This is a genomic window from Nonomuraea sp. NPDC049646, from assembly GCF_044465525.1.
Classification (GTDB): Bacteria; Actinomycetota; Actinomycetes; order Streptosporangiales; family Streptosporangiaceae; genus Nonomuraea.
Window position 1 is genome coordinate 257,075 of the sequence record NZ_JBITLU010000008.1, and the last position, 25,275, is coordinate 282,349.

General features: G+C 71.3%; 26 protein-coding genes. 12 read left to right on the plus strand and 14 right to left on the minus strand.

The features are described 5' to 3' along the window. From ACIBQ8_RS25235 to ACIBQ8_RS25245, 3 genes are all read right to left on the minus strand, one after another. Window positions 1–588, minus strand: coding sequence for a hypothetical protein (locus ACIBQ8_RS25235; RefSeq protein WP_397172803.1), 588 nt, complete (start codon window positions 586–588; stop codon window positions 1–3). A gap of 97 nt (window positions 589–685) precedes the next feature. Beyond that, on the minus strand, window positions 686–1,696 hold the full coding sequence (locus ACIBQ8_RS25240; RefSeq protein ID WP_397172805.1) for an S-adenosylmethionine:tRNA ribosyltransferase-isomerase: 1,011 nt from the start codon (window positions 1,694–1,696) through the stop codon (window positions 686–688). Further along, window positions 1,693–2,349, minus strand: coding sequence for an SDR family NAD(P)-dependent oxidoreductase (locus ACIBQ8_RS25245; protein ID WP_397172807.1), 657 nt, complete (start codon window positions 2,347–2,349; stop codon window positions 1,693–1,695). Before ACIBQ8_RS25245 ends, ACIBQ8_RS25240 begins: the two co-directional genes overlap by 4 nt. 99 nt (window positions 2,350–2,448) lie before the next feature. Between ACIBQ8_RS25245 and ACIBQ8_RS25250 the strand changes: the two genes are divergently transcribed. Further along, window positions 2,449–3,567, plus strand: coding sequence for a GAF domain-containing protein (locus tag ACIBQ8_RS25250; RefSeq protein ID WP_397193111.1), 1,119 nt, complete (start codon window positions 2,449–2,451; stop codon window positions 3,565–3,567). Then, on the plus strand, window positions 3,564–4,187 hold the full coding sequence (locus ACIBQ8_RS25255) for a response regulator (RefSeq protein WP_397172810.1): 624 nt from the start codon (window positions 3,564–3,566) through the stop codon (window positions 4,185–4,187). Before ACIBQ8_RS25250 ends, ACIBQ8_RS25255 begins: the two co-directional genes overlap by 4 nt. Window positions 4,188–4,205: 18 nt before the next feature. Here ACIBQ8_RS25255 and ACIBQ8_RS25260 read toward each other — a convergent pair whose 3' ends face one another. Beyond that, window positions 4,206–4,871, minus strand: coding sequence for a hypothetical protein (locus ACIBQ8_RS25260; protein ID WP_397172811.1), 666 nt, complete (start codon window positions 4,869–4,871; stop codon window positions 4,206–4,208). Window positions 4,872–5,040: 169 nt separating this feature from the next. On the opposite strand from ACIBQ8_RS25260, the gene ACIBQ8_RS25265 reads away from it, so the two are divergent. After that, window positions 5,041–7,641 (plus strand): protein kinase, encoded by a 2,601-nt coding sequence (locus ACIBQ8_RS25265; RefSeq protein ID WP_397193112.1) that lies wholly within the window; start codon window positions 5,041–5,043, stop codon window positions 7,639–7,641. A gap of 5 nt (window positions 7,642–7,646) precedes the next feature. On the opposite strand, the gene ACIBQ8_RS25270 is transcribed toward ACIBQ8_RS25265, so the two are convergent. Continuing rightward, window positions 7,647–8,363, minus strand: a complete 717-nt coding sequence (locus ACIBQ8_RS25270; protein WP_397172814.1) for a hypothetical protein — start codon at window positions 8,361–8,363, stop codon at window positions 7,647–7,649. Window positions 8,364–8,452: 89 nt separating this feature from the next. On the opposite strand from ACIBQ8_RS25270, the gene ACIBQ8_RS25275 reads away from it, so the two are divergent. The 3 genes from ACIBQ8_RS25275 to ACIBQ8_RS25285 all read left to right on the plus strand — a co-directional run bounded on the left by ACIBQ8_RS25275 (window position 8,453) and on the right by ACIBQ8_RS25285 (window position 10,545). After that, a complete protein-coding gene (locus tag ACIBQ8_RS25275) occupies window positions 8,453–9,241 on the plus strand; it encodes an ABC transporter ATP-binding protein (RefSeq protein ID WP_352319106.1) in 789 nt (262 codons plus the stop codon). Between the two features lie 95 nt (window positions 9,242–9,336). After that, complete coding sequence (locus ACIBQ8_RS25280) at window positions 9,337–10,263, plus strand: SPFH domain-containing protein (RefSeq protein WP_397193113.1); 927 nt, start codon at window positions 9,337–9,339, stop codon at window positions 10,261–10,263. A gap of 51 nt (window positions 10,264–10,314) precedes the next feature. Continuing rightward, window positions 10,315–10,545, plus strand: coding sequence for a hypothetical protein (locus ACIBQ8_RS25285; RefSeq protein ID WP_352319104.1), 231 nt, complete (start codon window positions 10,315–10,317; stop codon window positions 10,543–10,545). Here the strand turns inward: ACIBQ8_RS25285 and ACIBQ8_RS25290 are convergent. The 6 genes from ACIBQ8_RS25290 to ACIBQ8_RS25315 form a co-directional block, all read right to left on the minus strand. Then, window positions 10,542–11,381, minus strand: a complete 840-nt coding sequence (locus tag ACIBQ8_RS25290) for an NAD(P)H-binding protein (RefSeq protein ID WP_397172817.1) — start codon at window positions 11,379–11,381, stop codon at window positions 10,542–10,544. The two genes, ACIBQ8_RS25285 and ACIBQ8_RS25290, sit on opposite strands and share 4 nt — an antisense overlap. Window positions 11,382–11,410: 29 nt before the next feature. Continuing rightward, window positions 11,411–12,232, minus strand: coding sequence for a Rieske 2Fe-2S domain-containing protein (locus tag ACIBQ8_RS25295; protein WP_397172819.1), 822 nt, complete (start codon window positions 12,230–12,232; stop codon window positions 11,411–11,413). A gap of 120 nt (window positions 12,233–12,352) precedes the next feature. Continuing rightward, on the minus strand, window positions 12,353–12,964 hold the full coding sequence (locus tag ACIBQ8_RS25300) for an HD family hydrolase (RefSeq protein ID WP_397172821.1): 612 nt from the start codon (window positions 12,962–12,964) through the stop codon (window positions 12,353–12,355). 1 nt (window position 12,965) lies between these two features. Next, window positions 12,966–15,182 carry a molybdopterin-dependent oxidoreductase gene (locus tag ACIBQ8_RS25305; protein WP_397172823.1) on the minus strand — a complete coding sequence of 739 codons (2,217 nt, stop codon included), beginning with the start codon at window positions 15,180–15,182 and terminating at the stop codon, window positions 12,966–12,968. 119 nt (window positions 15,183–15,301) lie between these two features. Further along, complete coding sequence (locus tag ACIBQ8_RS25310) at window positions 15,302–15,952, minus strand: hypothetical protein (protein WP_397193114.1); 651 nt, start codon at window positions 15,950–15,952, stop codon at window positions 15,302–15,304. A 1-nt stretch (window position 15,953) separates the two neighbouring features. Further along, window positions 15,954–16,169 (minus strand): hypothetical protein, encoded by a 216-nt coding sequence (locus ACIBQ8_RS25315; RefSeq protein WP_358290371.1) that lies wholly within the window; start codon window positions 16,167–16,169, stop codon window positions 15,954–15,956. A gap of 667 nt (window positions 16,170–16,836) precedes the next feature. On the opposite strand from ACIBQ8_RS25315, the gene ACIBQ8_RS25320 reads away from it, so the two are divergent. After that, window positions 16,837–17,700: a helix-turn-helix transcriptional regulator gene (locus tag ACIBQ8_RS25320; protein ID WP_352319091.1), complete on the plus strand. Its 864-nt coding sequence runs from the start codon at window positions 16,837–16,839 to the stop codon at window positions 17,698–17,700. A 56-nt stretch (window positions 17,701–17,756) separates the two neighbouring features. Continuing rightward, window positions 17,757–17,981 (plus strand): DUF397 domain-containing protein, encoded by a 225-nt coding sequence (locus ACIBQ8_RS25325; RefSeq protein WP_397172827.1) that lies wholly within the window; start codon window positions 17,757–17,759, stop codon window positions 17,979–17,981. Between the two features lie 161 nt (window positions 17,982–18,142). Here ACIBQ8_RS25325 and ACIBQ8_RS25330 read toward each other — a convergent pair whose 3' ends face one another. After that, on the minus strand, window positions 18,143–19,552 hold the full coding sequence (locus tag ACIBQ8_RS25330; RefSeq protein WP_397193115.1) for an MFS transporter: 1,410 nt from the start codon (window positions 19,550–19,552) through the stop codon (window positions 18,143–18,145). 109 nt (window positions 19,553–19,661) lie between these two features. Between ACIBQ8_RS25330 and ACIBQ8_RS25335 the strand changes: the two genes are divergently transcribed. From ACIBQ8_RS25335 to ACIBQ8_RS25345, 3 genes are all read left to right on the plus strand, one after another. Next, entirely contained in the window at window positions 19,662–20,498 is an 837-nt protein-coding gene (locus ACIBQ8_RS25335; RefSeq protein ID WP_397193117.1) for a helix-turn-helix transcriptional regulator, read from the plus strand. Between the two features lie 59 nt (window positions 20,499–20,557). Next, window positions 20,558–21,631: a CapA family protein gene (locus ACIBQ8_RS25340; RefSeq protein WP_397172831.1), complete on the plus strand. Its 1,074-nt coding sequence runs from the start codon at window positions 20,558–20,560 to the stop codon at window positions 21,629–21,631. Between the two features lie 832 nt (window positions 21,632–22,463). Then, window positions 22,464–23,054 carry a TetR/AcrR family transcriptional regulator gene (locus tag ACIBQ8_RS25345; RefSeq protein ID WP_397173527.1) on the plus strand — a complete coding sequence of 197 codons (591 nt, stop codon included), beginning with the start codon at window positions 22,464–22,466 and terminating at the stop codon, window positions 23,052–23,054. Between the two features lie 200 nt (window positions 23,055–23,254). On the opposite strand, the gene ACIBQ8_RS25350 is transcribed toward ACIBQ8_RS25345, so the two are convergent. Beyond that, on the minus strand, window positions 23,255–23,614 hold the full coding sequence (locus ACIBQ8_RS25350; RefSeq protein WP_397172835.1) for a hypothetical protein: 360 nt from the start codon (window positions 23,612–23,614) through the stop codon (window positions 23,255–23,257). A 182-nt stretch (window positions 23,615–23,796) separates the two neighbouring features. On the opposite strand from ACIBQ8_RS25350, the gene ACIBQ8_RS25355 reads away from it, so the two are divergent. Next, entirely contained in the window at window positions 23,797–24,318 is a 522-nt protein-coding gene (locus ACIBQ8_RS25355) for a tetratricopeptide repeat protein (RefSeq protein ID WP_397172837.1), read from the plus strand. Window positions 24,319–24,501: 183 nt separating this feature from the next. On the opposite strand, the gene ACIBQ8_RS25360 is transcribed toward ACIBQ8_RS25355, so the two are convergent. Continuing rightward, the gene (locus ACIBQ8_RS25360) at window positions 24,502–25,155 is read right to left on the minus strand and encodes a hypothetical protein (RefSeq protein ID WP_397172839.1); all 654 of its coding nucleotides are present in this window, start codon (window positions 25,153–25,155) and stop codon (window positions 24,502–24,504) included. Window positions 25,156–25,275 lie beyond the last annotated feature (120 nt).

The following is a 25,275-nucleotide window of genomic DNA, read 5'->3' on the forward strand; positions in this document are numbered from 1 at the left end:
CTAGCGGACGATCCGCGTCCTGGCGGTCTTGGCGTAGCCGTGCTCGGGGATGCCGAGGCGCTCAAGCTCCTCCTGGGCCAGGGACCACGTGCCCTTCTCCTGGTCCCACATGCCCTGCTGGACGTCGTAGGTGACCACGCCGAGGGTCGCCTTCTGCGTGCCCATGGCGCTCTTCTTCAGCTTGGCGTAGAAGTCGAGGCGGACCCAGTCGTCCTTCTCCAGGACGTAGGGGACGCTGCAGTAGAGGGCGCGGCCGTCGAGGGCGCAGATGGTGCCCTTGGGGGCGCGGTAGCGGATCTTCCGGAGGTCCACGCCCTTCGGGAACTGGCCGCCGACGAACCAGGCGTCGGCCGAGTACGGGCCGGTGTTGGTCGCCTGGAGGCTGTACTTGATCTGGCCGCCCGCCTTGGCCGTCTTGGACGCCTTCAACTTGATGTCGAAGACCGCGAACGGGTCGTCGGCGGCCTTGGCGGTGTGGGCGGCGGCGGTCGTCGTGGCGGTCGTCGTGGCGGACGCGGGCACCGCCGGAACAATCAGCGCGCCGGCCAGCAAAGCCAGCGAGGCGACCTTAGTGAGGGAGTTGCGCATTAACGTCTCCGGAGAGGAAGTGAGCACGGGGACGCGCATGAACAAGCCCCCGTAAATGTCGGCTGTTCCTATCACGAGGGCAAAATCCATGTAAAGCTTATTTATCCAGAATCAAGTGCGTGTCGCCGAACTCGTGCCACAGATAACCCTTCCGCAGCGCCTCTTCGTACGCGCGGGCCAGCGCCTTCTCGCCGGCGATCGCCGTCAGCATGAGCAGGTGGCTGGAGCGCGGTTCGTGCAGGCCGGTGATGAGCCCGGTGACCGCCCGTACGCCGGCGGCCGGGGTGACGACGTGGCCGGTCCAGCCGGAGGCGGCGCCGACCTGGCCGTCCGGGCCCACGGCGGTCTCCAGGGCGCGTACGACGGTCGTCCCCGCGGCGATCACCCGGCCGCCGTTCCGCCGGGTGAGGTTGACCAGCCGGGCGGTGGCGGCCGGCACCTCGTACCGTTCGGCGTAGGGCCGCTCGTCCTTCTCGGGCGAGGCCACGCCGGTGTGCAACGTGACGGGCGCGATCGTCACGCCCCGCGAGACCAGCGCCGTGACCAGCTCGGAGGTGAACGGCCGGGCCGCGCTCGGCATCTCCGCGCTGCCCGGCACGGTGGCGAACACCGTCTGGTAGGCGTCGATGGGCCAGTCGGCCGGCACGTAGGAGTAGCGGATCGGACGGCCGTGCTCGCGCAGGTACGGCAGCACGTCCCGGTCCAGCCGCGCCCGCCACAGCCGCGGCGTCTCCCGCTCGATCAGCCGCAGCGTGGCCCGGCCGGGCAGCGGCAGCCACTCGCCCGGCTCGCCGCCCCCGTACGGCTCGGACGCCTTGGCCGTCCTGCGGCGCAGCTCGACCAGCCAGGTGCCGTCCTCGCGGGCGGTGGAGAAGTGCACCGCGAGCCGGTCGAGCCGGACCGCCGCGGGCAGCGTCGCCGAGTTGTTGACCACGATCAGGTCGCCCGGGTCGAGCAGACCCGGCAGGTCGCCGAACCGGTGATGGGTGGGCTCGGCCTCGCCGCGCGAGACCATCAGGCGCACCGCGTCCCTGGCCAGCCCGCGCGCCTCGGGCGGCTCGTGGGCCGACAGGTCGTCGGGCAGCGCGAAGTCCAGCAGCGCCGTCATTGCAGGCTCACCTTCCCGCCGGCCGGCCGGGACGTGACCAGGTCGCGCAGCGCCGCGGCCACCTTGGCGGGGTCGGTGGCCGCCGACGCCTCCTCCGCCCCGACGGCGTCGGCGAGCATGCGGGTGTTCATCTCGCCGGGATCGGCCCACCAGACCCGCAGGCCGGGCTCCTCGGCGGCCAGCACGTTCGACAGCTGCTCCAGGGCCGCCTTGGTCGCGCCGTAGCCGCCCCAGCCCGCGTAGGCGCCGGTGGCGGCGTCGGAGGTGATGTTGACCACGGCCCCGCCGGCCGCGCGCAGAGCGGGCAGCGTGGCCTGGATCAGCGCGAGCGGGGCGGTCACGTTCGTCTCCAGCAGGACCCGGAACGCCTCCAGCGGGTAGCCCGCCAGCGGCGGCAGCGGGGTCGCCCCGAGGTCGCTGGCGTTGTTGACCAGCAGGTCCAGCTCGGGCACGGCCCGTCCCAGCCGCGCGATGTGCTCGGGGTCGGTCACGTCGCCGGGGATCGCGGTGGCGCCCAGCTCGTCGGCGACCCGGCGCAGCTCGTCCGCGCCGCGGGCGGTGAGCACGAGGTTCCAGCCCGCCTCCGCCAGGGACCTCGCCAGGGCGAGGCCGAGACCGCGGGAGGCGCCGGTGATGAGAGCGGTGTTCGTCATGACACCGACGCTAGGATCGGCGCGCCGCGCGGGCATCGGGCGCAGGGCCCGCTCCCGCCTGGGCACATCGTCCTAGGACTCCGCCCCTAGAGTGGGTCCGTGAGCTCATCGGACCGGGACGAGATCCTGCAGGCGGTGAGCTCCGCCGTGCTCGCGGTCACCCGGCATCTGTCGGTCCGCGAGGTGCTCCAGGTCATCGTACGGTCGGCGCAGCGCCTTCTCGACGCCCGCTACGCCGCGCTCGGCGTGCCCGACGACGACGGCTCGTTCGCCGAGTTCGTCGCCGAGGGCATCACCGACAAGCAGTGGGAGGCCATCGGCCCGCTGCCCAGGCAGCACGGCATGCTCGGCGCGATGCTGCGCGAAGGCACCCCGGCCCGGCTGCCCGACCTGCGGGAGGATCCGCGGTTCGAGTGGTGGCCGAAGGCGCACCCGGTGATGAAGGACTTCCTCGGCGTGCCGATCCGCGACGCCGACCAGGTGATCGGCATCATCTTCCTGGCCAACAAGCGCACCCCCGGCGGGTTCACCCAGGAGGACCAGGAGCTGCTGACGCTGTTCGCCGCGCACGCCGCCATCGCGCTCACCAACGCCAGGCTCTACGAGCGCGGGCGCGAGCTGGCCATGCTGGAGGAGCGCAACCGGGTGGCCCGCGAGCTGCACGACGCGGTCACCCAGAAGCTGTTCTCGCTCCGGCTGACCGCCCAGGCCGTCGCCACCATGCTGGACAAGGCCCCCGAGAAGGCGCACGCCGAGCTCGAACGCGTCCAGCGCCTGGCCGGGGAGGCGCTGTCGGAGCTGCGCGCGGTGATCGTCGAGCTGCGCCCGGCCGAGCTCGACCGCCACGGGCTCGCCGAGACGCTGCGCAAGCACGTGCGCATGCTCGACCGGCTGCACCCCTCGCTGGTCACGTTCGAGTGCGACGAGCTGCCGCCGCTCGACTCGGCGGTGGAGGTGGCCGTGCTGCGGGTGGCCCAGGAGGCGCTGCACAACGCGCTCAGGCACTCAGGGGCCGCGCGGGTGTCCGTGCGCCTGGTCCTCGACCAGGGGACGCTGGCGCTGACCGTCCACGACGACGGCGACGGCTTCGAGCAGGGGGAGTCGCGCGGCCTGGGCCTGGTGTCGATGCGCGACCGGGCGGAGTCGGTCGGCGGGGCGATGACGGTCTCCTCGGCGCCCGGCCAGGGGACCACCGTACGCGTGGAGGTGGGCGTGTGATCCGGGTGCTGATCGCCGACGATCATCCGGTGGTCCGGCAGGGGCTGCGGACGTTCCTCGACCTCCAGGACGACATCACCGTCGTCGGCGAGGCGGCCGACGGCGCGCAGGCCGTCGAGCTGGTCGGCGAGCTGACGCCCGACGTGCTGCTGCTCGACCTGAAGATGCCGGTGCTCGACGGGCTCGGCGCGCTGGAGCGGCTGGCCGGCTCGGCCACGCGGGTGGTGGTGCTGACGTCCGTGAGCGACCGGTCCGACGTCGGCCCGGCGATGCGGGCGGGGGCCGCGGGCTTCCTCTACAAGGACGTCGATCCGTCCGCGCTGGTCCAGGCCGTGCGGGCGGTGCACAACGGGCAGGTGCTGCTCGCGCCGGAGGCGGCCGAGGCGATGTTGTCCGCCCCGGCGGCCGTGGCCGCCGCGCCGGGGCCGGCGCCGCTGACCGAGCGCGAGCGGGAGGTGCTCGCGCTGATCGCGGCCGGGCGGTCCAACAGGGAGATCGCGCGCAGCCTCGCCGTCGCGGAGAAGACGGTCAAGACCCACGTGTCGAACGTGCTGATGAAGCTGGGCGTCCAGGACCGGACCCAGGCCGCGCTGTACGCAGTGCGGCACGGCCTGGCCTGATCAGCCGGGATCAGCCGGTCAGGTGTCCTTCTTCTTGTTGGACTCCTCGTGGCTGGCCGGCGGGTTGTACTCCTTGACGGGCGGCGGCGGCGTCCAGTGCTTGGTGGGCTTGCGCGGCGGGACCACGATCTTGGTCTTGGCCGTCTTGAGCCAGGTGTAGCCCTTGATGCCGAGGCGCTTGAGCTCTTCCTTGTCGATGTTCTCCATGCCCTGGTCGACGTCGTACGCGATGACGCCGAGCTTGGCGACGGCCACGCCCCTGGTGCCCTTCTTCATGGTGACCTGGAAGTTCAGCCAGTCCGTCTTGCCCTTCTGCAGGACGAATCGGCCCCAGCACCAGAACCAGCGGCCCTCCCAGGTGCACTTCGTGCCCTTCGGCGCCCCCCAGCGCAGCGTGGGCACCACGCCCTTGGGCACCTGCCCGCCGATCCAGTAATAGTCGGCGTAGTACGGCCCTAAATTCTTCGCTTTGAGGTAGTAAGTGATCTTTCCGCCGCTTCTGGTGCGGTTGTTGTACTTAACGGAGATCTTGAAGTTCGAGAACGGCTTGGCGGCGGCCCGCGTCGTCGTGGTGGTCACGGTGGTCGCGGTGGTCGCAGTGGTCGCGGCCTCTGCCTGGGCCGGGGCCGCCAATGGCACGGCGGCCAGGCCGCTGACTAACAACAGGCTGAAGCTCTTGCGCATGTGACGGCTCCCCGTACGGTGCTGGAAATCCCCGATCTTCTCCGTGATTATTGCGTAGGGCAAATTTTTCGCAAACAGCGATGATCTTTCGTGACTTGGGATGGATTGCGGGCTTTTCGCATGGTTCATCACGCTTCGATCGGGGGTCTCAGCGCAAGGGGAGGACCAGGTGCCGGAGACGCACCCATTACAGCCCGGCGATCCGCGATCTCTGGGCGCCTACCGGCTGCTGGCGCGCCTCGGCAAGGGGGCCCAGGGGGTCGTCTTCAAGGCGGCGGGCCCCGACGGGCGGCTCGTCGCCATCAAACTGCTGAACACGCTGCTCGACCGGCCCGGACTTGACGGGGAACGGTTCCTGCGCGAGGTCGCCGCCGCGCGCCGGGTGGCCCAGTTCTGCACCGCGCAGGTGCTGGGGGCCAACCTGGACGGCGAGCAGCCGTACATCGTGAGCGAGCTGGTCGAGGGGGTGTCCCTCCAGGTCGTGGTGCAGCGGGAGGGGCCGCGCCAGGGCGGGGCGCTGTACCGGCTGGCCGTCGGCACCGTCACCGCGCTGGCCGCCATCCACCGGGCCGGGATCGTCCACAGGGACTTCAAGCCGAGCAACGTGCTGCTGGGGACCGACGGGCCGCGCGTGATCGACTTCGGCATCGCCAGGGCCTTGGACTCGGCGATGACGATCAGCAGCGGGGTGGTCGGGACGCCGGCGTACATGTCGCCCGAGCAGATCTCGGGCGAGCGCGTGGGGCCCGCCGGCGACATGTTCAGCTGGGCGCTCACCATGCTGTACGCCGCCACCGGGCGGCCCGCGTTCGGCCAGGACAGCCTGCCAGCGGTCATCTACCGGGTGATGAACGAGGAGCCGGACCTGTCGGCGCTGCCCGGCGAGCTGCGGCCGTTGGTGCAGGCGTGCCTGAGCAAGCGCGCCGAGGACCGGCCCACGGCGGCGGACGCGCTGTTCGCCCTGCTGGAGAACCAGGGGACGGCGGCCGAGCTGGACGCCGAGGTCGCCCTCAACACCGGCTCCCGGCTCGCCGCCGACCACCCCGGCCCCGCCCCTTCGAGCCCGCCGCCTTCCGGTCCTTTCCCGGGCGCCGGGCCGTCCGGGCCGTCCGGGCCTGCCGGGGGGATGAAGGCTCCGGGGCCGGTAGGAGGTCGGGGGCCGCAGGGGGCGCCCGCGGCGTCCGGGTGGGCCAATCCGTCCGGGTGGGCCAATCCGTCCGGGGCGTCCTACGCCCCGCCACCTGCGACGCCCGCCGCCCGGCCGCCGCAGGCGGGTGAGGCCGGGGGAGGGCAGGCCGGGGCGCCGTTCGGCGGGCCCGGGGCGGGCGGCCGGCAGGAGGGGGACACGCGGTACGTCCGGCAGACGCCCGCCGGACCCTTCGGACAGCCGCCGCAGCTTCCGCCGCCGTACCCCATGGGGCCGCGGCAGGCGCCGGCCGGCAGCGGCAACGACGCGTTCTTCAGGCACGCCCCCGCCGTCGAGCCGCCCGACGAGGCCAAGGCCAGGCGCAGGCGCGCGATCATGGTGTCCGGCGCGCTGGCCGTGGCGCTCGCGCTGGCCGGCGGCGTGCTGTTCCTGGGGCCGAGGATGTTCGGCCAGGAGACCCCGCCGAGCCCCCGCGCGGCGGCCGAGGCCACCACGTCCCTGGCCCCGAGCCCCGGTCTGCCCACCGTCCAGCCCACGGCCCAGCCCACTGTCCAGCCCACTGCGACGCTGCCCGCCACCGCCACCCCGCCGTCCACACCGGTCGCGAGCCCCACCCTCACGCCCATGCCCACGCAGACGGTCCCGCCGCCGCAGGCCGTCGCCGCCCTCGGCAAGCAGGACGGCAAGTCGCTCAAGGGCCACACCAAGGGCGTCCAGACGATCTCCGCCCTGTCCCTGGGCGACGGCAGGACCTGGCTGGTGTCCGGCGGCCAGGACGGCCGCGTCCGCCTGTGGGACCTGGGCAGGCACAAGCCGCTGGCCACCATGAGGGGCCACAGCGAGGAGGTGTACGCCGTGGCCGCCGTCATGATGGGCAAGACCCCGATGGCGGTGTCCGGCGGCTACGACGGCAGCGTCCGCCTGTGGAACCTCAAGACGCACAAGGGCAAGGTCCTCGGCTGGCACGGTGACGCCGTCTACTCGGTCGCGCTGACCAAGGCGGGCGGCAAGTGGATCGCCGTGACCGGGGACGCCAACGGCTGGCTGCGCTTCTGGGACCTGAAGAGGCGCAAGGCCACCGGCGGGGCCGTCAAGGCCCACCGCACGTCCGTGAACTGGCTCAACGCCACCCACCTCGGTGACCGGGCGATCGTCGTCTCGGCCGGCGAGGACGCGACCCTGCGCCTGTGGGACGTTACCCGCCACAAGCCTTACGGAAAGGCGTACAAGGGGCACGCGAAGGGCGTGTACGCGGTGACCACCGGCAGGCTCGGAGACCGGACGGTGGTCGCGTCCGGCGGCAAGGACCGGAAGATCCGGATCTGGGACCCGAAGACCGGCAAGACCATCGGCTCGCCCCTATCCGGCCACAAGAAGATCATCTACTCCCTGTCCTTCGGCACGCTGGGCGGCCGCACGGTCCTGCTGTCCGGCTCGACCGACGGGACCATCCGCCTCTGGGACCCCGAGACGCACAAGCCCCTGGGCAAACCCGTCAGGGCCCACAAGCGCGGCGTGTACGCGGTCGGGATCGTCCCCTCGGACGGCGGCCCGGTCGTCGTGTCGGCCGGCAAGGACAAGGTCATCCGCCTCTGGAGGCCGAAGCAGGAGGCCGGCTCCTGAGCCGCCTACGAGTGGCGTACCGGCTCGAAGATGGCGTGATGGGCGGCCACCAGTGCGCGGCGGACGGCCCGGTCGAGCTCCCGCAGGGCCGTGGCCCTGGCCGCGACCTGCGTCGAGGTGAGCCCGCGGTCGTCGGCCAGGACGAGGACGGCGGCCAGCCGGGTGGCCAGCGTGGAGACGCGGTGGGCGCGGGCCGGGTAGCCGGGGGCCAGCTCGCCGCCGCGCTGCGGCCGGTCGGGCCGGGCCTGGACCGGGCCGTCGACGCCGGTCAGCGCCTCGGTGGCGGCGCGCATGGCCGACGACAGCTCGTGCTCGGCCTCGGCCAGCGAGGGCAGGTCCTGGCGCACGGGCCCGGCGTCGTGCACCTCCAGGCGGGTGCCCACGTACGAGGAGCCGCGCCGGTCGGGGACGGGCACCAGGCCGAGCCGCCGGTCGCGCAGCACGGCCACCGCGGCCTGCCCGGCCTCGACGGCGGAGGAGTTGAACGTCGCCGGCCCGGACAGCCCCAGCGGGTCGCCGGGCGCGGGAAGGGCGAGCCGGAACTCGTGCAGGCCGTCGGACCGCAGGTTTGCGAGGTATTTACGCAGCGGCACGTCACCGGCGACGACGGGCCCCGCGACGGCTTCCACGTGGTCAGCCGCCTCGTCGAGGCCGACGTGACCGGAGAGCCACGCGTTGCCCCAGGCGACCAGCGAGGGACAGACAGGTGATTCAGGGTGCACCGATCCACGATAAGCGCTCGCCCTGCAATAGGTTTGTCCCCAGGGTGACTCCAAAGGTCTCCAGAGTGACTCCAAGGGAGGGAACGGGGATGGGTGGTCAGGTGCTGCGGCTCCAGGACGTCGCCGTCAGGCGCGACGGGGCGGCCCTGCTGCGCGGCATCGACTGGACGGTCAACGAGGACGAGCGCTGGGTCGTCATCGGTCCCAACGGCGCGGGCAAGACCACGTTGTTGCAGGTCGCCGCGACGCTGCTCTATCCGACCGAGGGCGTGGTCGAGGTGCTGGGGGAGCGGCTGGGGCAGACCGACGTGTTCGACCTGCGGCCGCGCATCGGGCTGGCGAGCGCCGCGCTGGCCGAGCGCATCCCGCCGGAGGAGAAGGTCATCGACCTCGTCCTGACGGCCTCGTACGCCATCATGGGCCGCTGGACGGAGGAGTACGACTCCAACGACGTGACCAGGGCCGTCGAGCTGATCGACATGATGGGCGCGGCCCACCTGATCAGGCGGCGGTTCGGCACCCTGTCGGAGGGCGAGCGCAAGCGGGTGCAGATCGCCCGCGCGCTCATGCCCGACCCCGAGATGCTCCTGCTCGACGAGCCGGCCGCCGGCCTCGACCTGGGCGGCAGGGAAGACCTGGTGCGCCGGCTGTCGGCGCTGGCCGGCGACTACCGCTCGCCGACGCTGGTGCTGGTGACGCACCACGTCGAGGAGGTGCCGAGCGGGTTCACGCACGGCCTGCTGCTGCGGCACGGGTCCGTGGTGGCGCAGGGGCCGCTCGACCACGTGATGACGGCCGACAACCTCTCCCGTACGTTCGGGGTGCCGCTGACGCTCGACCGGAGTGCCGAGGGCCGCTGGTACGCCAGGGCACACTGACCTCACTGGATCACCATTTATGCGGATATCGGTCGCCTAAAGGCGAAACGAAATATCATGCACCGAGTCGGTCCCCTCGACTCCGGAGCTTCGCCATGTCGACCGAGCAGCTCGTCGTCGCCCTCGTCGTGGTCGCGGCGATGGGATTCGTGGTGGCCCGCAGCATCCGCATCATCCCGCAGGCCACGGCCGCCATCATCGAACGGCTGGGCCGCTACCACCGCACGCTGACGCCCGGCCTCAACGTGGTGGTCCCGTTCGTCGACCGCATCAAAGACCTGATCGACCTGCGGGAACAGGTGGTCTCGTTCCCGCCGCAGCCGGTGATCACGTCCGACAACCTGGTGGTGTCGATCGACACGGTCATCTACTTCCAGGTCACCAACCCCAAGGCGGCCACGTACGAGATCGCGAACTTCCTGATCGGCGTCGAGCAGCTCACCGTCACCACGCTGCGCAACGTGGTCGGCGGCATGGACCTGGAACGCACGCTGACCTCGCGCGAGGAGATCAACACCGAGCTGCGCGGCAGCCTGGACGAGGCCACCGGCAAGTGGGGCATCCGGGTCAACAGGGTCGAGCTGAAGGCCATCGACCCGCCCGTCTCCATCCAGGACTCGATGGAGAAGCAGATGCGCGCCGACCGGGACAAGCGCGCCGCCGTGCTGGCCGCCGAGGGGCAGCGCCAGGCGGCGATCCTGGCCGCCGAGGGCGACAAGCAGGCGGCCGTGCTGCGCGCCAGGGGCGAGGCGGAGGCGGCCGTGCTGCGGGCGCAGGCGGACGCCGAGGCCCAGGCCATGCGCGCCAAGGGCCAGGCGGACGCGATCGGCATGGTGTTCAAGGCCATCCACGACGGCAGGCCCGACCAGAGCCTGCTGGCCTACCAGTACCTCCAGACCCTGCCCGAGATCGCCAAGGGCGACGCCAACAAGGTCTGGATCGTGCCCTCGGAGATGGGCAAGGTGCTGGAAGGGCTGGGCGGGCTGTTCGCCCCGCCCGCCCCGAAGAACCCCGAGGGATAACTCAAACACATGTACGGATAAATACCGGACTAAGTGGGTATAAATCAGTACATGAAGGGTGATCGGGTGGAGATCGTCATCGACGCGGGCGGCTCCCCGCGAACCTACGAGGTCACGGCCACCCGCGCGGGCCGGCGTGTCGAGGTGGCCAACCGGCGCGGGCTGGTGGAGGTGAGCGAGGTCACCCGCAGCGGCACGCCGGTACGCACGGCCCGCTTCATGTCCAGCCGGATCCTCGCCCTCGTGGAGCATCCGGCCGACGAAGCCGCCGGGGACGACTAGCGGAAGTCCGCCACGTGGTCCTCGGCCCACTGGCGGAAGGTCAGCGCGGGCCGGCCGAGCAGGCGCTGCACCGTGTCGGTCACCCGCTCCGGGTTGTGCACCGCCGCCCCCCAGCCCTTCAGCGCGGCCTCCACGAACCCGGGATCGCCCCAGGCGGCCGTCAGGTGCGCGCGGGCCTCGTCCAGCGGCTGCTCCTCCCAGCGCACCTCGTGCCCGGCCACCTCGCCGATGATCCGCACCTGCTCGGCCTGGGTGAGCTGCTCGGGGCCGGAGAGCACGTACTTGCCGCCCGTGTGGCCGGCCGAGGTGAGCACGTGCGTGGCCACCGCGGCGATGTCCTTCTCGTGGATCAGCGCTCTGACCGCCTGACCGAACGGCCAGCGCACGACCCCCTGCCGGATCTGGGGGGCCCAGCCCAGCGTGTTGGCCGCGAAGCCGCCGGGGCGCAGGAACGTCCAGGCCAGGTCGGAATGCCGGATCAGCCGCTCGACACTCTGGTGGAACAGCGTCGGCTCCTCGCCGTCGGCCAGGTCCTCGACGTCGGCGGACAGGTAGACCACGCGGCGGGCGTGCCGGGCCAGGGCCGTCACCGCGTCCGCGGTCGCCGCCTCGGAGTAGCCGGGCCACAGCAGGAAGACGCTCTCGACGTCCCGCAGCGCCGGTTCAAGCGTCTCGGGCACGGTCAGGTCGCCGCGCACCGCCTCCACGCCCTCGGGAAGCCGGGCCTTGTCAGGGTTCCTGACCAGCGCCCGCACGTCCAGGCCCGCCTCCGCGAGCTGGGAGACCACATGTTTGCCCACATTGCCGGTAGCGCCGGTCACCAGGATCTTGCTCATGGCCCCGACGGTAGGACCTCAAGTTAAGTTCAGGTCAACCCCGGCCGTACCTGGATCGTGCCGTCGCGGCGGATGCGGGTCTCGAACATGGGCGCGGGCGCGGTCGCCGGACCGTGCTTCACCGAGCCGTCGGTCAGCCGGAACGTGCTGCTGTGCCACGGGCAGACCACGCACGCCTCGCCGTCCTCCATGACCAGCCGGCCCTGGTGCAGCGGGCCGGCCAGGTGCGGGCAGCGGTCGGCCAGCACGGTCACCCCGTCGCCCTGGCGCAGCACGAAGAGCTGGATGTAGCCGAGCCGGCGCGCGACCGGCCTGCCGTCGGGCAGGTCCTTGAGCGGGCACAGGTCGTGCCAGCCCAGCGGTACGAGATGGGCGACCTGCGGCGCGTGGTTGGCCCCCGCGGCCTGGCGGTAGGCCATGTGGCCGCCGAGGTAGCCGCCCAGCCCGCCGAGCCCGAGCCCGACGTAGGACAGCACGCGCCCGGCCCGCTCGGCGCCGCGCAGCCGGGCCACCAGCGAGGCCGACATCAGGCCCAGGGCGGCCATGTTGGCGGCCATGTGCACGAAGCCCACGCGCTGCTGCTCGCGGTGGAGCGAGGACCAGTCGGTCAGCCCGGCCGCCGCCGTGGGCAGCGCGTTGCCGATGCCCGTGGCCAGGAGCAGCCTGCTCGCCCGGGGATCGGCGTGGGCCAGGTCGAGCACGGCGGCCGACAGCCAGCAGCCGAGGGTGACCGTGGCCAGCGGCGGGTGCAGCGGTTTCCCCGTGGGCACGCCGTGCAGCAGGTCGCGCAGAGTGCCCTGACGCAGGCGCTCGCGTACGACCTTGGCCAGCCCCCGGATCGGTTTGTCCATCGCCTTCGACTTCTCAAGTCGATCGGCGAGGTCAACCGGACCGACGAAACCCCGCAATTGCCGACGCTTCGCTCGCACTGTCTCTTTCACGACAAGTCCCCTACCCCGGCCTTGACGGGATCACTCGGCGAGGTGTCCCCTGGCCACGGAGAGTTCTACCAGCTCCAGCGCGTACGCGCCGAGCGAGGCCGATCCCTCCTGGATGATCCGCACCTTCTCCCTGACCTCGCCGGCCGTCACCTTGAACAGCGGCCACGTGCCGCCCTCGGTGTGGTGGTTGGCCAGGATGGGCGCGAACCGGTCGAGAGCCTTGGCGAACCTGGCCTCCGGCGTCCGCCTGGCCTCGAACTCGTCCCAGAGCTCCCGCAGCCGGGCGCCCTGCTCCGCGGGGAGCAGGCCGAAGATGCGATCGGCCGCGGCGGTCTCGGCGGCGGCCTGGGCGGCGACCGCCACGTGGTCGTAGACGAAGGTGTCGCCGGCGTCGATCTCGACCAGGTCGTGCACGAGTAACATCGCCACCACCCGCTGGAGGTCCGTCCCGGGTGGGGCGTGCTCGCCGAGGACCATCGCCAGCGTGCCCACGTACCAGGAGTGCTCGGCGGAGTTCTCCCGCCGCGACCCGTCGATCAGATGGTTGCGGCGGATGATCCGCTTCAACTTGTCGATCTCGACGGCGAACGCGATCTGGGCGTACAGGCGGTCCTCTTCTGGCGCGATAGTCACGCGCGACACCCTAATGTGCGGTGATCACCCCGGTTGGTGAAATCGTGACCGGAACTCCGTTGAACACTGCGTTACCACTTGGGATATCCAGGGCGGATTCGTCCGTCAGCACGTTCGTGTTGACACCGGCGTGTTGGGCCGCCACCTGCTGCGTGCTGCCCGCGTGCCCCCAGCCGTGCGGCAGGCTCACCACGCCCGGCATGATCGTGTCGGTGGGCTCCAGCGTCACCGTGAGGCTGCCGGTGGCCGAGGTGACCACGGCCTGGCCGGTCAGGCCCAGCCTGGCCACGTCGGCGGGGTTGATCTGGAGCGTGCAGGTGTTGCTGCCGCCGACCAGCGGGCCCACGTTGTGCAGCCAGCTGTTGTTGGAGCGCAGGTGCCGCCGTCCGATCAGCACGACGTCCGGCGGCTCCTCCGCCAGCCCGCCGCGCAGGCGCTCGACGTCCTCGACGAGCTGCGGCGGGGCCAGCTCGATCACACCGGAGGCGGTCTTCAGCACCTCGGGCAGCCGGGGCTCCAGGGCGCCGAGGTCCAGGCCGTGCGGGTGGTCCAGCAGCTTGCGCAGCGACAGGTCGCCCTTGCCGGCCCACTCGCCGTACGGGCCGAGCCGGAGCATGAGGTCCAGCCTGCGCTCGGCGCCCGTCTCGCCCTCCAGCGCGGCCCGCAGCGCGGCCACGTCGTGTCCCTCGACGCCGGAGCCGGGGGTCTGCACGGCCTTGCGCAGCATCTCGCCGATCAGGAACTCGTCCAGGTCCGCTTCCGGCCCGTCCGGTCCGTGCGGCCCTTCCAGTCCGGACGCGATCGCGGCCAGCCTGGCCAGGATCCGGGCCTCGCTGGGCCGTCCGTCCAGCGGGAGCGCGGGACGCGAGTAACGGGCGTAGTTGCGTACGGCGAACCCGAGCAGCGCGAAGTCGTAGTGGCCCGACTGCAGCACGCGCGGCGGCGGCAGGATCACGTGCGCGTGCCGGGTGGTCTCGTTCAGGTACGGGTCGACGCTCACCATGAAGTCGAGCCCGGCGAAGGCCGTCGCCAGCCGGTCGCCGTGCGGCGCGGACAGCACCGGGTTGCCCGCGACCGTGACCAGCATCCTGACCTGGCCCTCGCCCGGCGTCTCGATCTCGTCGGCCAGCGTGGCCACCGGCAGCTCGCCGTTGGCCTCGGGCAGCCCCCGCACCCGGCTGCGCCACCGGCCCACCGCGTACGGCCGCCGCCGCGCCCCGAACTCGGTCGCCGGCTTGGGGAACATGGCCCCGCCCGGCCGGTCGAGGTTGCCGGTGAGCACGTTGAGCACGTCCACGAGCCACTGGGCCAGCGTGCCGAACTCGGTCGTGCAGGTGCCCATCCGGGCGTACACGGCGGCCGTCCGCGCGCCGGCCAGCTCCCTGGCCAGCCGGACGATCGTCGCCGCCGGCACCCCGGTACGCCGGGCCACCGCCTCCGGCGGGAAGTGCTTGGCCGCCTCGCGCACCTCGGCCAGCCCGTTGACCTCGTGCCACGGCCTGGCCAGATCCTCGGCGAACAGCGTGTGCACGATCCCGAACAGCAGGTACGCGTCCGAGCCCGGCCGGACGAAGACGTGCTCGTCGGCCAGCGCCGCCGTCCTGGTCCGGCGCGGGTCCACCACGACGAGCCTGCCGCCGCGCCGGCGCAGGGCCTTGAGCCGGCCGGGGAAGTCGGGGGCGGTGCACAGCGAGCCGTTCGACTCCAGCGGGTTGGCGCCGAGCATCAGCAGGAAGTCGGTCCGGTCCAGGTCGGGGACCGGGACGGCCAGCGGGTGGCCGAACATCAGGCCGCTGGCGACGTGCTTGGGCATCTGGTCGGCGGTGGCGGCGGTGAAGACGTTGCGGGTGCCGAGCGCCTTGACCAGCGGCCCGGCGTAGAGGCCGCCGGCCATCGTGTGGGCGTTGGGGTTGCCCAGGTAGACCGCCACCGACCGGCGTCCGTACCGCTCGGTGACGCGGGCCAGGCCCCGCCCGACGGCCTCGAACGCCTCCTCCCAGCTCGCCTCGCGCCACTGGTCGCCCTCGCGGATCAGCGGCTTGCGCAGGCGGTCGGGGTCCTCGTCGAGGCGGCCCAGGCTCGCGCCCTTGGGGCAGATGAACCCCTTGCTGAAGGGGTCGTCCCGGTCGCCGCGGACGCCGGTGACGTGGCCGCCGTCGTCGAGGGTGAGCGTCAGGCCGCAGACGGCCTCGCAGAGGGGACAGGTGCGGTGGACGGTCGAGGTCATCGCGACTCCTGAGTTCGCCAGGTGAACTCATCTTGGCCCGTCCCGTCCGCATGGGGAAGCCCCGGGAGCCCCCGCGGTCCCCGGGGCCGTTCCCAGGGAGACGTCCCGCCTTCCCTAGGTCATCGGACGACCTGCGGCAACGCCGGCGGCGCGCGCAGATCGTGCGGCTCCTCAAGGTCGGACCGCAGCGGCGTCCAGGAGCGGCGGCCGTACAGGCGTTCCAGGCCGGGAGCGGTCACGCCGGGCAACTCGTCCCGCCGGACGATCTCCACCAGCAGCAGCTGGGCCCGGTCGCGGTGCCTGTGGACGGTGGCGCTCCTGGCCCAGCAGGCCGCCGCGATCTCCTCGGCGTACGCGTCGAACTCCTCGGCCGAGATGCCCGCCCGCGTCATGACCAGCGCCTTCTCGCCCCTGGCCGACGGCGTGATCCAGAGCACCAGCGGGATCCGTCCCGCCCGGGTGTGCATGGTCGTCTCCAGGCAGACCCGCTGCAGGCGGTGGCGGGAGACCACGCACCAGAAGTGGGCCAGGGCCCAGTTGCGGCCGGTCCTGGTGGCGGCGGGCGCCGAGACGGCGCTGCTCAGCAGGACGAACGGCACCCAGTGGCCGTCCCGCGCGGCGCCCAGCAGGGCCAGGACGAACAGCCCCAGCCCCGCCAGCACCATGAGCTCGCTGCGGACGCGCCAGATCCGCGTCAGCGGGCCCCCGCCGCCCGCGCCCGGGAGGTCCTCGACGGCCGGGTAGATCTGGTTGCGCGGGTTCCTCGACATGTCAGGACACCTCCTCGGGCACCCGTGACGCCACCGTGAGCTGGTCGAAGCGTGGGTCGCGGTAGGCGCGGGCGCCGAAGCCCGTCCTGGTGACCGTCCAGCCCCGGTAGATGGCGAACTCGTCCGGCTCCATGCAGATCTCGCGGTCCGTCCATGCGATCAGATCCCGGATCCGGGACTTGATTCGGCCGAGCCCCTTGGTACCTTGTGAGTACATAGAAGACCCCTTTCGCGGCATTTCCAGAGGTGGCTTCTTCGCCGGGTCGCAGGTCGGGTCCCGTCCCGCCGCAGGGTGGCAGCCCATATGCGGCGAACGCGGATCCGGTCTCGGCCCGGCATTTTCTTCCTGCTCCGATGAGCGACACGCTTTTCAGGCGATGGGACGGTCCTTCCGGCAAGCGGCCTCCCTCATGTGGACATTCGTATCCGGGACGGCTCCGTTGCCGGTGAGGCGGCCCTCGCGCGGGCGCCCGATCGTGAGCGGAGAGCCCGACGTGCGAGGCCGTTTCGTCATCCCGGCCTCCCCTCGTCGGTCGAGAACCCTCCTGGCTCGATCGTCCTCCGCGTTCGGTGATGCTGCAATACATCGAGCAAGGGAAGAATTAAGTTTCTTCGCAGATTGCCGTTCTAGTTGCCGTGCAACTTGCACGCGTTCTGTCAGGGGCACATGAGACCTCCAGGACGGCCGTAAATCCTCCCCCTGACCTCTATACCTACGTGAAGCCTTGTCTTGCTCCCACGCTCTCTCCGTGAAAGCCTTCGGGCAACCCCATGCGGCAGAGTTCGTGCAAGTTGCAGTGTAAGATTGAGTGAACGGCCCACAAACCGGGTTGCCAAACGATCCGTTCCCGCCACACCTTCATTCCCGACAAGGAGAGTGGACGGTGCCATCGCAGCAGGGCAGTCCGACAGTGCGCAGGCTCCGCCTAGGCCAGGAGTTGCGCCTCCTTCGCGAACGACGGAAGTTCACCGGGGCCCGGGCGGCGCGCGAGCTCGGCTGGTCGGCCAGCAAGGTCAGCCGCATCGAAGCCGCGAAGACCATGCCGAGCGCCGCCGACATCAAGGCGCTGGGCGAGCTCTACAGCCTCGACGGCGACAGACTTGACGAACTCTTCGGCCTCCTGCGAGATGCGGAGCAGCGTGGGTGGTGGGAAGATTATGAAGACTCCCTGCCCGAGGAGTACATCAGGCTTCTCGGGCTGGAGGCGGAGGCGACGGTTCAGCGCAACTGGGAACCCCAGTTGGTGTCCGGTCTCCTCCAGACCGAGGACTACGCGCGAGAGGTCATCCTCTCCGCGCGCGGAATCGTCCGGATCACGCACAGCGGCGTGCGCAGTCGCGTCGAGGCCCGCCTCGACCGGCAGCAACGGGTTCTGCACCGGCCCGATCCCTGCCGCCTCAACGTGGTGCTCGACGAAGCGGTGCTGATGCGGCGCTTCGGGGAGCCCTCGGTCATGCGGGAGCAGATGGAACACCTCATCGAGGTCTCCCTGTTGCCGCACGTCAACGTCCGGGTGTTGCCGCTGGACTCGCTCCATCCGGTCAATACCGGGGCGTTCATTCATCTGAAGTTCACCGGTTTCGACGATGTCGTCTATTTGGAGCACTTGTACACTGCTCACTTCGTAGAGGACCTCGAACGAGTCGCCGGCTATGAGAACGCTTTTGACCACATGTGGGCAGAGGCACTCGACGAGGACGAATCCCGCGTACTCATCCAACGCAAAGCCATGTTGTGGCGGCGCTAGAGCGCGCGGTCCCAGTAGGCAGGCAAAGGGGCCTGCCTATACCTTTTGGGGAGAAAATGCACACCACTACTACGATCCGGGCCTGGCGGAAGAGCAGCTTCTGCAACGGAGCGTCTTCTTGCGTCGAGGTCGCACCTCTGGGCGACGGCAACGTCGCCCTGCGGGACAGCAAGGTGCAGGACGGCCCGGTGCTCGTCTTCACGCCGTCCGAGTGGGCGGCCTTCACGGCCGGCGTGCGCGGCGGTGAGTTCGACCTGGACTCCCTGGCCGCCAGCGCGTGAAAAGCGGCCCTGGCGAGTTGGTGGCACACCCTCGCAGGGCCGCTCAGGACGAGCCCGGACGGCCACGACCGCACTTCGGCCGCCCAACGGCCCTGGCCCCTCGCGCGCCGAGCCCCAAGGCCCCCTTCTCCCCGAAACATCGCGCGCGCCGGGCCGGCCGGTCAGCGCATGGCCCGGCGGCGGACCAGGAAGAGGCTGCTCAGGCCCGCCAGTACGGCCAGGCCCGCCATCGCGACGGCGGCCATGAGGGAGGCCGAGACGGTCCCGTGGCCCTGGCTCAGCGAGATGAACAGGGTGCCCACGGTCGAGACGCCGATGACATGGCCGAGCTGCATCACGGTGAGCAGCGCGCCGCTCGCGTCCGCCGCGTAGGCGCCGTCCACCTGCTCGGTCGCCATGTTGGTCACCGCCACCTGCACGCCGAGCCCGGCGCCGATGAGGGCGCTCATGACCGCGTACAGGACGCCGCCGTCGGCGGCGAGGCCGAGGCCGAGGTAGGCGGGCGCGGCCACCACGTAACCGACCGGGACGAGCGGGCGCTGCAGCCCCGCGGGCAGCCGCGGCCACAGCAGGCCGACGATGCCGAAGGCGAGCGCGCACGGCACCAGCATCATGCCCGAGCCGAGCGGGGAGAGGTGCAGGTCGCCCTGGAGGTGCAGGGCCGAGGTGAACAGGAACGCGCCCCAGGTCGCCGGGCCGAACAGCAGGATCGCCAGGCCGGGACGCATGCCCGGCGCGGCCAGCACCTTGGCGTCCACCAGCGGACGCCCGCCCCGACCGGTCACCCAGCGCTCGACCCGGACGAACGCCACGAACATCACGACACTGAGCCCCATCGACACCCAGCCCCAGACGGGCCAGCCCAGGTCACGTCCGAGCACCAGCGGCACCACGAACAGCAGCACGGCCGCGGACAGGGTCACCAGGCCCCACGGGTCGAGCCCGGTCCTGCCGCCGCCCTCGTCGGCGGGCAGGGCGCGGAACCCGATGCCGAGCAGCACCGCCCCGACCGGCACGAGCACCAGGAACACCACCCGCCAGCCGGCTCCGAACCCGAGCAGGATGCCGCCGAGCGCCTGGCCCACGACGATGCCGCCGCTGATCACCAGTGACCAGAGCCCGATCGCCCGTCCGCGGGCCGCGCCCTGGTAGTTGCGCTGGATCAGGGTCAGCACCTGCGGCATCATCATGGCCGCGCCGGCGCCTTGGGCGAGGCGGAAGCCGATCAGCCAGCCCGTCGAGGGCGCGAGGCCGGCGCCGAGCGTGGTGACGGTGAACACGGCCAGGCCGCCGAGGAAGGCGTTGCGGTAACCGAAGAGGTCGCCGATCCGGGCGCCGGTGATCAGAAGGACGGCATAGACGATGGTGTAGCCGGCGACGATCATCTGCAGCCCCGCGCCGGAGGAGTGCAGGTCCGCCTCGATGGTCGGGGTGGCCACGTTGACGATGTTGACGTTGAGGATGGCCAGGAACTGCCCGACGAGGATCACTGCGAGGAGCAGACCGCTGGCCTTGGCCCTGTCCGGTGGGGTGACCTGGACAGGAGAGACTACTGTGGCGGATTCGGTCATGTGTTTCATTATTCTGCGAACCCGATACCAGTAACGAGAGTCCCTTTATACTGGTATTGGCGGCACCTGGATAAGTGTGCGCGGATGCCCCCATAGTGGAGGTGTGACCGTGACCGAGGCAAGACGTACGGATCTGGCGGCGTTCCTCCGGACCCGCCGGGAGCGCATCACCCCCGAGATGGTGAACCTCGCGCCGGGCCCCCGCAGGCGTACGCCGGGGCTGCGCCGCGAGGAGGTCGCCCAGCTCGCCGGGGTGGGCGTCACCTGGTACACGTGGCTGGAGCAGGGCCGGCCGATCAACGTCAGCGGCCAGGTGATCGACGCCGTCGCCCGTACGCTCATGCTGGACAACGCCGAGCGTCAGCACCTCTACCGGCTCACCGGCCAGGCCGAGGCCCCCGCCGTCGCCGACGCCAGCCGCATGCCGCCCGAGATGCAGGGCATCCTCGACCAGCTCGGCGACATGCCCGCCTCCGTCACCAACAGCCGTTCCGACCTGCTGGCCTGGAACGCCGCCTACGCCACCCTGTTCCCGCACGTCGTCGAGGCCCCGGACGGCGAGCGGAACTCGTTGTGGCAGACGTTCGTCAACACGCGGGCCACGACCACCCTCGTCAACCGCGAGTCGGAGCTGCCGCGCGCGGTCGCGGTCTTCAGGGGCGCCTACAGCCGGCACGCCGACGACCCCTGCTGGCAGGACTTCGTGCGGCGGCTGAGCGCGGAGAGCGCCGAGTTCGCCCGCATGTGGGCCAGGCAGGACGTGGCCGAGCCGGGCCCCCGCGTGAAGGTCTTCAAGCACGAGGTCGCCGGCGACCTCCGCTTCAGCACGACCAGCCTGAACGTCTCCGCCACGCCCGAGACGCGGCTGATCGTCTACAGCCCCAAGGACGACGCCACCAGGTCCGCTTTGGCCTGGTTGATGGGAACTGGTGATACCAAGTCCTAATCTGCCGCCCATAGAATGCTCGATCCGTAAAAGTCTGGATCGAGCGGAAATGGCGGTAGATGAGACTCCCCCGTGTTCTACCGGTGCTGGTCGTCGCCGCCTCCCTCGCGGCGTGCTCGTCGGCGCCTGACAAAGAGCCGCAGAGCAAGCAGGTCGAGCAGCAGGCGGCCGGGTCGCCGAGCTCGAAGCCGAAGCCCACGCGGCGGCCGTTCACCATCTCCTTCGGCGGCGACGTGCACTTCGAGGGCGTGCTGCGCGGCCGGCTCGCCAACCCGGGCACCGCGCTCGGGCCCATCGCGAACGTGCTGCGCAAGGCCGACCTGACGATGGTCAACCTGGAGACCGCCATCACCACGGCCGGGACGCCCGCGCCCGGCAAGCAGTTCACCTTCCGCGCGCCGGCGACCGCGTTCAACGCGCTCAAGGCGGCCGGGGTGGACGTCGCCTCCATGGCCAACAACCACGGCATGGACTACATGGAGAGCGGCCTGGCCGACTCGCTGGCGGCCATCAAGCGCAGCAAGTTCCCGATCGTGGGCATCGGGGCGAACGCCGCGCAGGCCTACAAACCCTTCCGCAGGACGGTGAACGGCAACCGGGTGTCGATCATCGGCGCGACGCAGGTGCTCGACGCCGAGTTCATCCAGTCGTGGACGGCCACGGCCGACAAGGGCGGACTGGCCTCGGCCAAGGACGAGGCGAGCCTGCTGAGGGCCGTACGCCAGGCGCGCAAGAACTCCGACACCGTCATCGTGCACCTGCACTGGGGCACCGAGATGCAGAAATGCCCCAACGAGGCCCAGCGCTCGCTCGCCCCCAAGCTGGTCGCGGCGGGCGCCGACGTCGTGGTCGGCGGGCACGCGCACATCCTGCTCGGCGCCGGGTACCTGGACAACGCCTACGTCAGCTACGGCATGGGCAACTTCGTCTTCTACAACTCCACCCCGGGCACCACGGGCAGGACCGGCGTGCTGACGTTGACGATCAACGGCCGCAAGGTGCTCAAGGACCAGTGGACCCCGGCCACGATCCAGGGCGGCATCCCGATCCCCATGACGGGCGCGGCCAGGACCCAGGCCGTGAGCGACTGGAAGGCGCTGCGCACGTGCTCGGGGCTGGCCGCGCGGCCATGATCGATCTATCCTCCGGACAGTTCGTCCAATAGGAGGTCGCCATGCGGCGGGTCGAGTCCGGCGGGGTGCGTCCGGCGGTCTCCGAGGCGGGTGACCCCGCCGCCACCATGCCGCACGACTCCCCGGACACCCGCCGTCGGCGCGTTCCGGCTGCCGGTGCCGGTGCGGCTCGTCGCGGCGCGCAGGGACCCGTTCGTCACCCCGGCGCTGCCGGCGGCGACCGCCCGGCCGTGGCACCGCACGAACGAGGCTGGCCACTGGGCGCAGCGCAGCCACCCCGCAGCGGGCCACCGGGCAGCGCGCAGCCGCACCGCAGTGGCCCGCTGGGCGCAGCGCAGCCGCTCCGCGGCGGGCGCCGTCGCGCGAGGACGGTGCCTCCGGGCCGGCTCGTGGTCGCCGATATCGCTCGAATTGAAGATTATTCGCGAAATATCGTCTCGCAATATAGTGTCCCGGGCATTGTGCTGAACAATATGGCGGCCACCGTCGGGGAACTTTTATCGAACATATCATCGGCGGGATGTTATCCGGGGCCTCGTCTCGTGGGAGCCGCGCCGGGCCACCAGGCGTCCGCGCTGGGCCGCGGGCCGCGAGCCGGTCCGGATTCGGCGCGCCGACCAGTACGGAAATTCGGTTACGCCGCCCCATGGATTTCGCCATGGACGACGCGGCGGGCAGTCATCCGAGAAATCCCGCAAATGAGTAGGTAACGATCGTGCAGACGAGAGAAGATGAATCCGTGTCTTCGCCGCAAATGGATGATGACTGCGTCCACCCCAAAGCTCTCCGGCGGCAGCCGGCCCAACGCCGCAGCGCCCGGCGCGTCGAGCGCATGCTCGACGCCTGCGCCGAACTCCTCGACGAGACCGGCTACGAGGCCCTGTCCACCACCCGCATAGCCGAGCGGGCAGGCGTCGCGATCGGTTCGGTCTACCAGTTCTTTCCCGACAAGCGGGCCATCACCCAGGAGCTCACCCGGCGCAACGTCGAGCAGTTCGTGGCGCGGGTGGGCCTGCGGTTCATGGAGGAGGAGTACCGCGGCTGGTGGGAGGCCGTCGACGCGATCATCGACGAGTACGTCGACATGCACCGCACGGTCCCCGGCTTCCGGAGCCTGCACTTCGGCGACGTCGTCGACCTCAACCTGCTCGACTCCGACTCCGAGAACAACACGGTCATCGCGGGCAGGCTGCGCGGCCTGCTGCTCAAGGAGTTCGGGCTGGCCGACAGCGAGATGCTCGACCTGGCCGTGCTGGTCGCGGTCGAGGCCGGCGACGCGGTGCTCAAGCTGGCCTTCCGGCGCGACCCGGCCGGCGCGCCCGACATCATCGACGCCGCCAAGCACCTGATGCGGGGGTTCCTGTCGCGGCAGCTCAAGTCGTGGTCGCCGCACGTGCTGACCGAGGGCGAGGTGGGACGCTGACCGGGATCTGGGCATGACAGCGACGAGCGATCGTCACTGTCCGTCACGGGTCTCTTCGGAGGTGAAGATGTACGATCTTCCGCCGTCCGCCTTCAAGCGCAGTGCCCCCTTCGACCCCCGCCACCCCCGCCACAGGCGTGGGCCGGTCCGCGTCGCGCTCGGGCTCGCCCGGGCCGTGCGGTCCGTGGTCGCCGGCCGGATCACCGGGCCGTACCGGCGATGACCGGTCGCTGGGCGCCGGGCGCGGCCCGCTGCCGCGGCTCGGGCGCCAGGGGCGCCGGCTCCCGGTGCCGGCGCCGGGTGAGCTGCCGGTCGCCCAGCGCGGTGGCGGGCACCTGCTGGATGCGCGGCGTCACCGGCGTGCGCAGGCAGGGCAGGGGGAACGACACCGGCCGGACATCCCGGGCCTGCCGGATGTCGAGCCTGGCCTGCAGCGCGTGCAGGTTGCGTTCGGCCGTCCGGATCGCCTCCAGGCGGGCCGACAGATACCCGGCCACGCCGGGCCCGAGAGCCGAGAGAACGACGACGCAAGCCAGCGTGAAGGTCATCTGTCGAGACATGCCCATTACAGCCCCTTCCGCCCGCGTACCGCAAAGCATGCCGTATATGCCCGTTGACCTGCGTATACACGCACAGCGTGACCAGGCTTGGACGAGACGTTGCCGAATTTGCATGTGACCGGCGATGCGCATTGACCGGGCAAAGCGCCTGACGGCTCGGTAGTCTCGCAGGTGTGGCGCATGTGACCCGAGAGCACCTTGATCGTCTGCTGGAGCAGGCCCTGCTGGCCGACGACCACAGTTCCTTGGCCAGTCGGCTTTACGACGTCGCGCTCGGTTATTCGTCCGGCGACGTCTCCAGGGCGTCCATCCTCGTCCTCGCCGCCGAGGAGTGGCGAGCGGCGGGACAGCCCGCACGCGCGATGGAGTGTTTCCAGCGCGCCGTGGAGGACGGCGGCGACGCGGGCTTCGACCCGCGCGCGGGCATCGCCGACACCCTCTTCGAGCTCGAACGGCCCGACGAGGCCCGGGAGCTCATCGAGACCATCCGCGCGGAGGGCGACGTCTCCACGGCGACCGCCCACACCATCGCGGAGACCCTGGTCGCCTACGGCGATCTGCGGGGCGGCCTCGAATGGGCCACCCAGGCCGTGCTGGGCTGCGACGAGGGCGACCCCGAGCAGGTGGCGCTGCTGCGGACGCGCTACCGGATCAGGGTCGACCTCGGCCTTCCGGAGGACGAGCTCGACGAGCTCGTCTCCTAGTCGCGGAGGCCGGCCACCGGGCCCCGCGCGGGGCCCGTCTTCTCGCGCGCCCGCGAAACAGGCACCGGACGGGCCGCAACACGCTGAGGCCGGGCCGGAGGGGCCGCGACAGTGCGCGGTCGCGGCCCCTCCGGTTGAGGAAGCCGGGCGCGGCAGGCACGACCCGCGCCCGGACACATTGGCTCAGTGCAGGTCGAGACCGGGCAGCAGGCGGCTGAAGCCGTCGATCGCCGGGTAGCCGCCGGGCAGCGCCGACGCGCCCTCGATGCTCTGCACGGCCCTGGGCAGCAGGTTCGAGATCAGATTGCCGTCGACCTCCCGCACCGGCTGCCGCGCCTGACGCGGCGACTTCGCGGCGCGGGCCGAGGCGGGGGCGGTGGGCCGCTCGCCGAGCGTCATCTCGGCCGGCACCCGGGCCGCGACGGGCGTCTGCGGCAGCGCGGGGAGGGCGGGCAGCGCGGGCACCTGCAACGTCGTGGCCAGGTCACGCATCCCGCTGTCGCCGGCGGACGCGGGGAACAACGCGGGCGAGGTGCTGTTCAGCGAGGGCATGCCCCACGTCGCCCCGACGCCGCCGAGATCGGCCAGCGGGCCCATGGCGGACCTGGCCGCCGCCAGACCCGTCAGGCCGAGCCGCCTGGCCATGTCGCCGGCCGCCATGGCCAGCTTGCCCACCTCCTCGGTGACCACCCGGCGGCCGTTCGTCCTGCCCTCGTTGAGCTGGAGCTTGGCGTGGCCGTCGCAGTAGGAGGCGATCGCCTCGGAGTACGGCCGGCAGGTGTCGGCCACCGAAGGACCGGCGACCGGCCAGGTGACGCCCGCGGTCAGAGCGGCCACCGTGAGGATGCTTCGGATCTTACGAGATGACACCGCACGTCCCTCTGATCGGAATCGGTGATCTGACGAACGCCGAAGCTAGCCACGTGTCCGGCCGGTCGCGTGCGGCTTGTCCGAAGG

What these genes read in the sequence shown, in the direction of transcription:
- ACIBQ8_RS25235 (WP_397172803.1), bottom strand. Translation starts at nt 588, where the DNA reads ATGCGCAACTCCCTCACTAAGGTCGCCTCGCTGGCTTTGCTGGCCGGC.
- ACIBQ8_RS25240 (WP_397172805.1), bottom strand. Translation starts at nt 1,696, where the DNA reads ATGACGGCGCTGCTGGACTTCGCGCTGCCCGACGACCTGTCGGCCCAC.
- ACIBQ8_RS25245 (WP_397172807.1), bottom strand. Translation starts at nt 2,349, where the DNA reads ATGACGAACACCGCTCTCATCACCGGCGCCTCCCGCGGTCTCGGCCTC.
- ACIBQ8_RS25260 (WP_397172811.1), bottom strand. Translation starts at nt 4,871, where the DNA reads ATGCGCAAGAGCTTCAGCCTGTTGTTAGTCAGCGGCCTGGCCGCCGTG.
- ACIBQ8_RS25275 (WP_352319106.1), top strand. Translation starts at nt 8,453, where the DNA reads ATGGGTGGTCAGGTGCTGCGGCTCCAGGACGTCGCCGTCAGGCGCGAC.
- ACIBQ8_RS25280 (WP_397193113.1), top strand. Translation starts at nt 9,337, where the DNA reads ATGTCGACCGAGCAGCTCGTCGTCGCCCTCGTCGTGGTCGCGGCGATG.
- ACIBQ8_RS25285 (WP_352319104.1), top strand. Translation starts at nt 10,315, where the DNA reads ATGAAGGGTGATCGGGTGGAGATCGTCATCGACGCGGGCGGCTCCCCG.
- ACIBQ8_RS25290 (WP_397172817.1), bottom strand. Translation starts at nt 11,381, where the DNA reads ATGAGCAAGATCCTGGTGACCGGCGCTACCGGCAATGTGGGCAAACAT.
- ACIBQ8_RS25295 (WP_397172819.1), bottom strand. Translation starts at nt 12,232, where the DNA reads ATGGACAAACCGATCCGGGGGCTGGCCAAGGTCGTACGCGAGCGCCTG.
- ACIBQ8_RS25305 (WP_397172823.1), bottom strand. Translation starts at nt 15,182, where the DNA reads ATGACCTCGACCGTCCACCGCACCTGTCCCCTCTGCGAGGCCGTCTGC.
- ACIBQ8_RS25310 (WP_397193114.1), bottom strand. Translation starts at nt 15,952, where the DNA reads ATGTCGAGGAACCCGCGCAACCAGATCTACCCGGCCGTCGAGGACCTC.
- ACIBQ8_RS25315 (WP_358290371.1), bottom strand. Translation starts at nt 16,169, where the DNA reads ATGTACTCACAAGGTACCAAGGGGCTCGGCCGAATCAAGTCCCGGATC.
- ACIBQ8_RS25325 (WP_397172827.1), top strand. Translation starts at nt 17,757, where the DNA reads ATGCACACCACTACTACGATCCGGGCCTGGCGGAAGAGCAGCTTCTGC.
- ACIBQ8_RS25330 (WP_397193115.1), bottom strand. Translation starts at nt 19,552, where the DNA reads ATGACCGAATCCGCCACAGTAGTCTCTCCTGTCCAGGTCACCCCACCG.
- ACIBQ8_RS25340 (WP_397172831.1), top strand. Translation starts at nt 20,558, where the DNA reads ATGAGACTCCCCCGTGTTCTACCGGTGCTGGTCGTCGCCGCCTCCCTC.
- ACIBQ8_RS25345 (WP_397173527.1), top strand. Translation starts at nt 22,464, where the DNA reads ATGCTCGACGCCTGCGCCGAACTCCTCGACGAGACCGGCTACGAGGCC.
- ACIBQ8_RS25350 (WP_397172835.1), bottom strand. Translation starts at nt 23,614, where the DNA reads ATGTCTCGACAGATGACCTTCACGCTGGCTTGCGTCGTCGTTCTCTCG.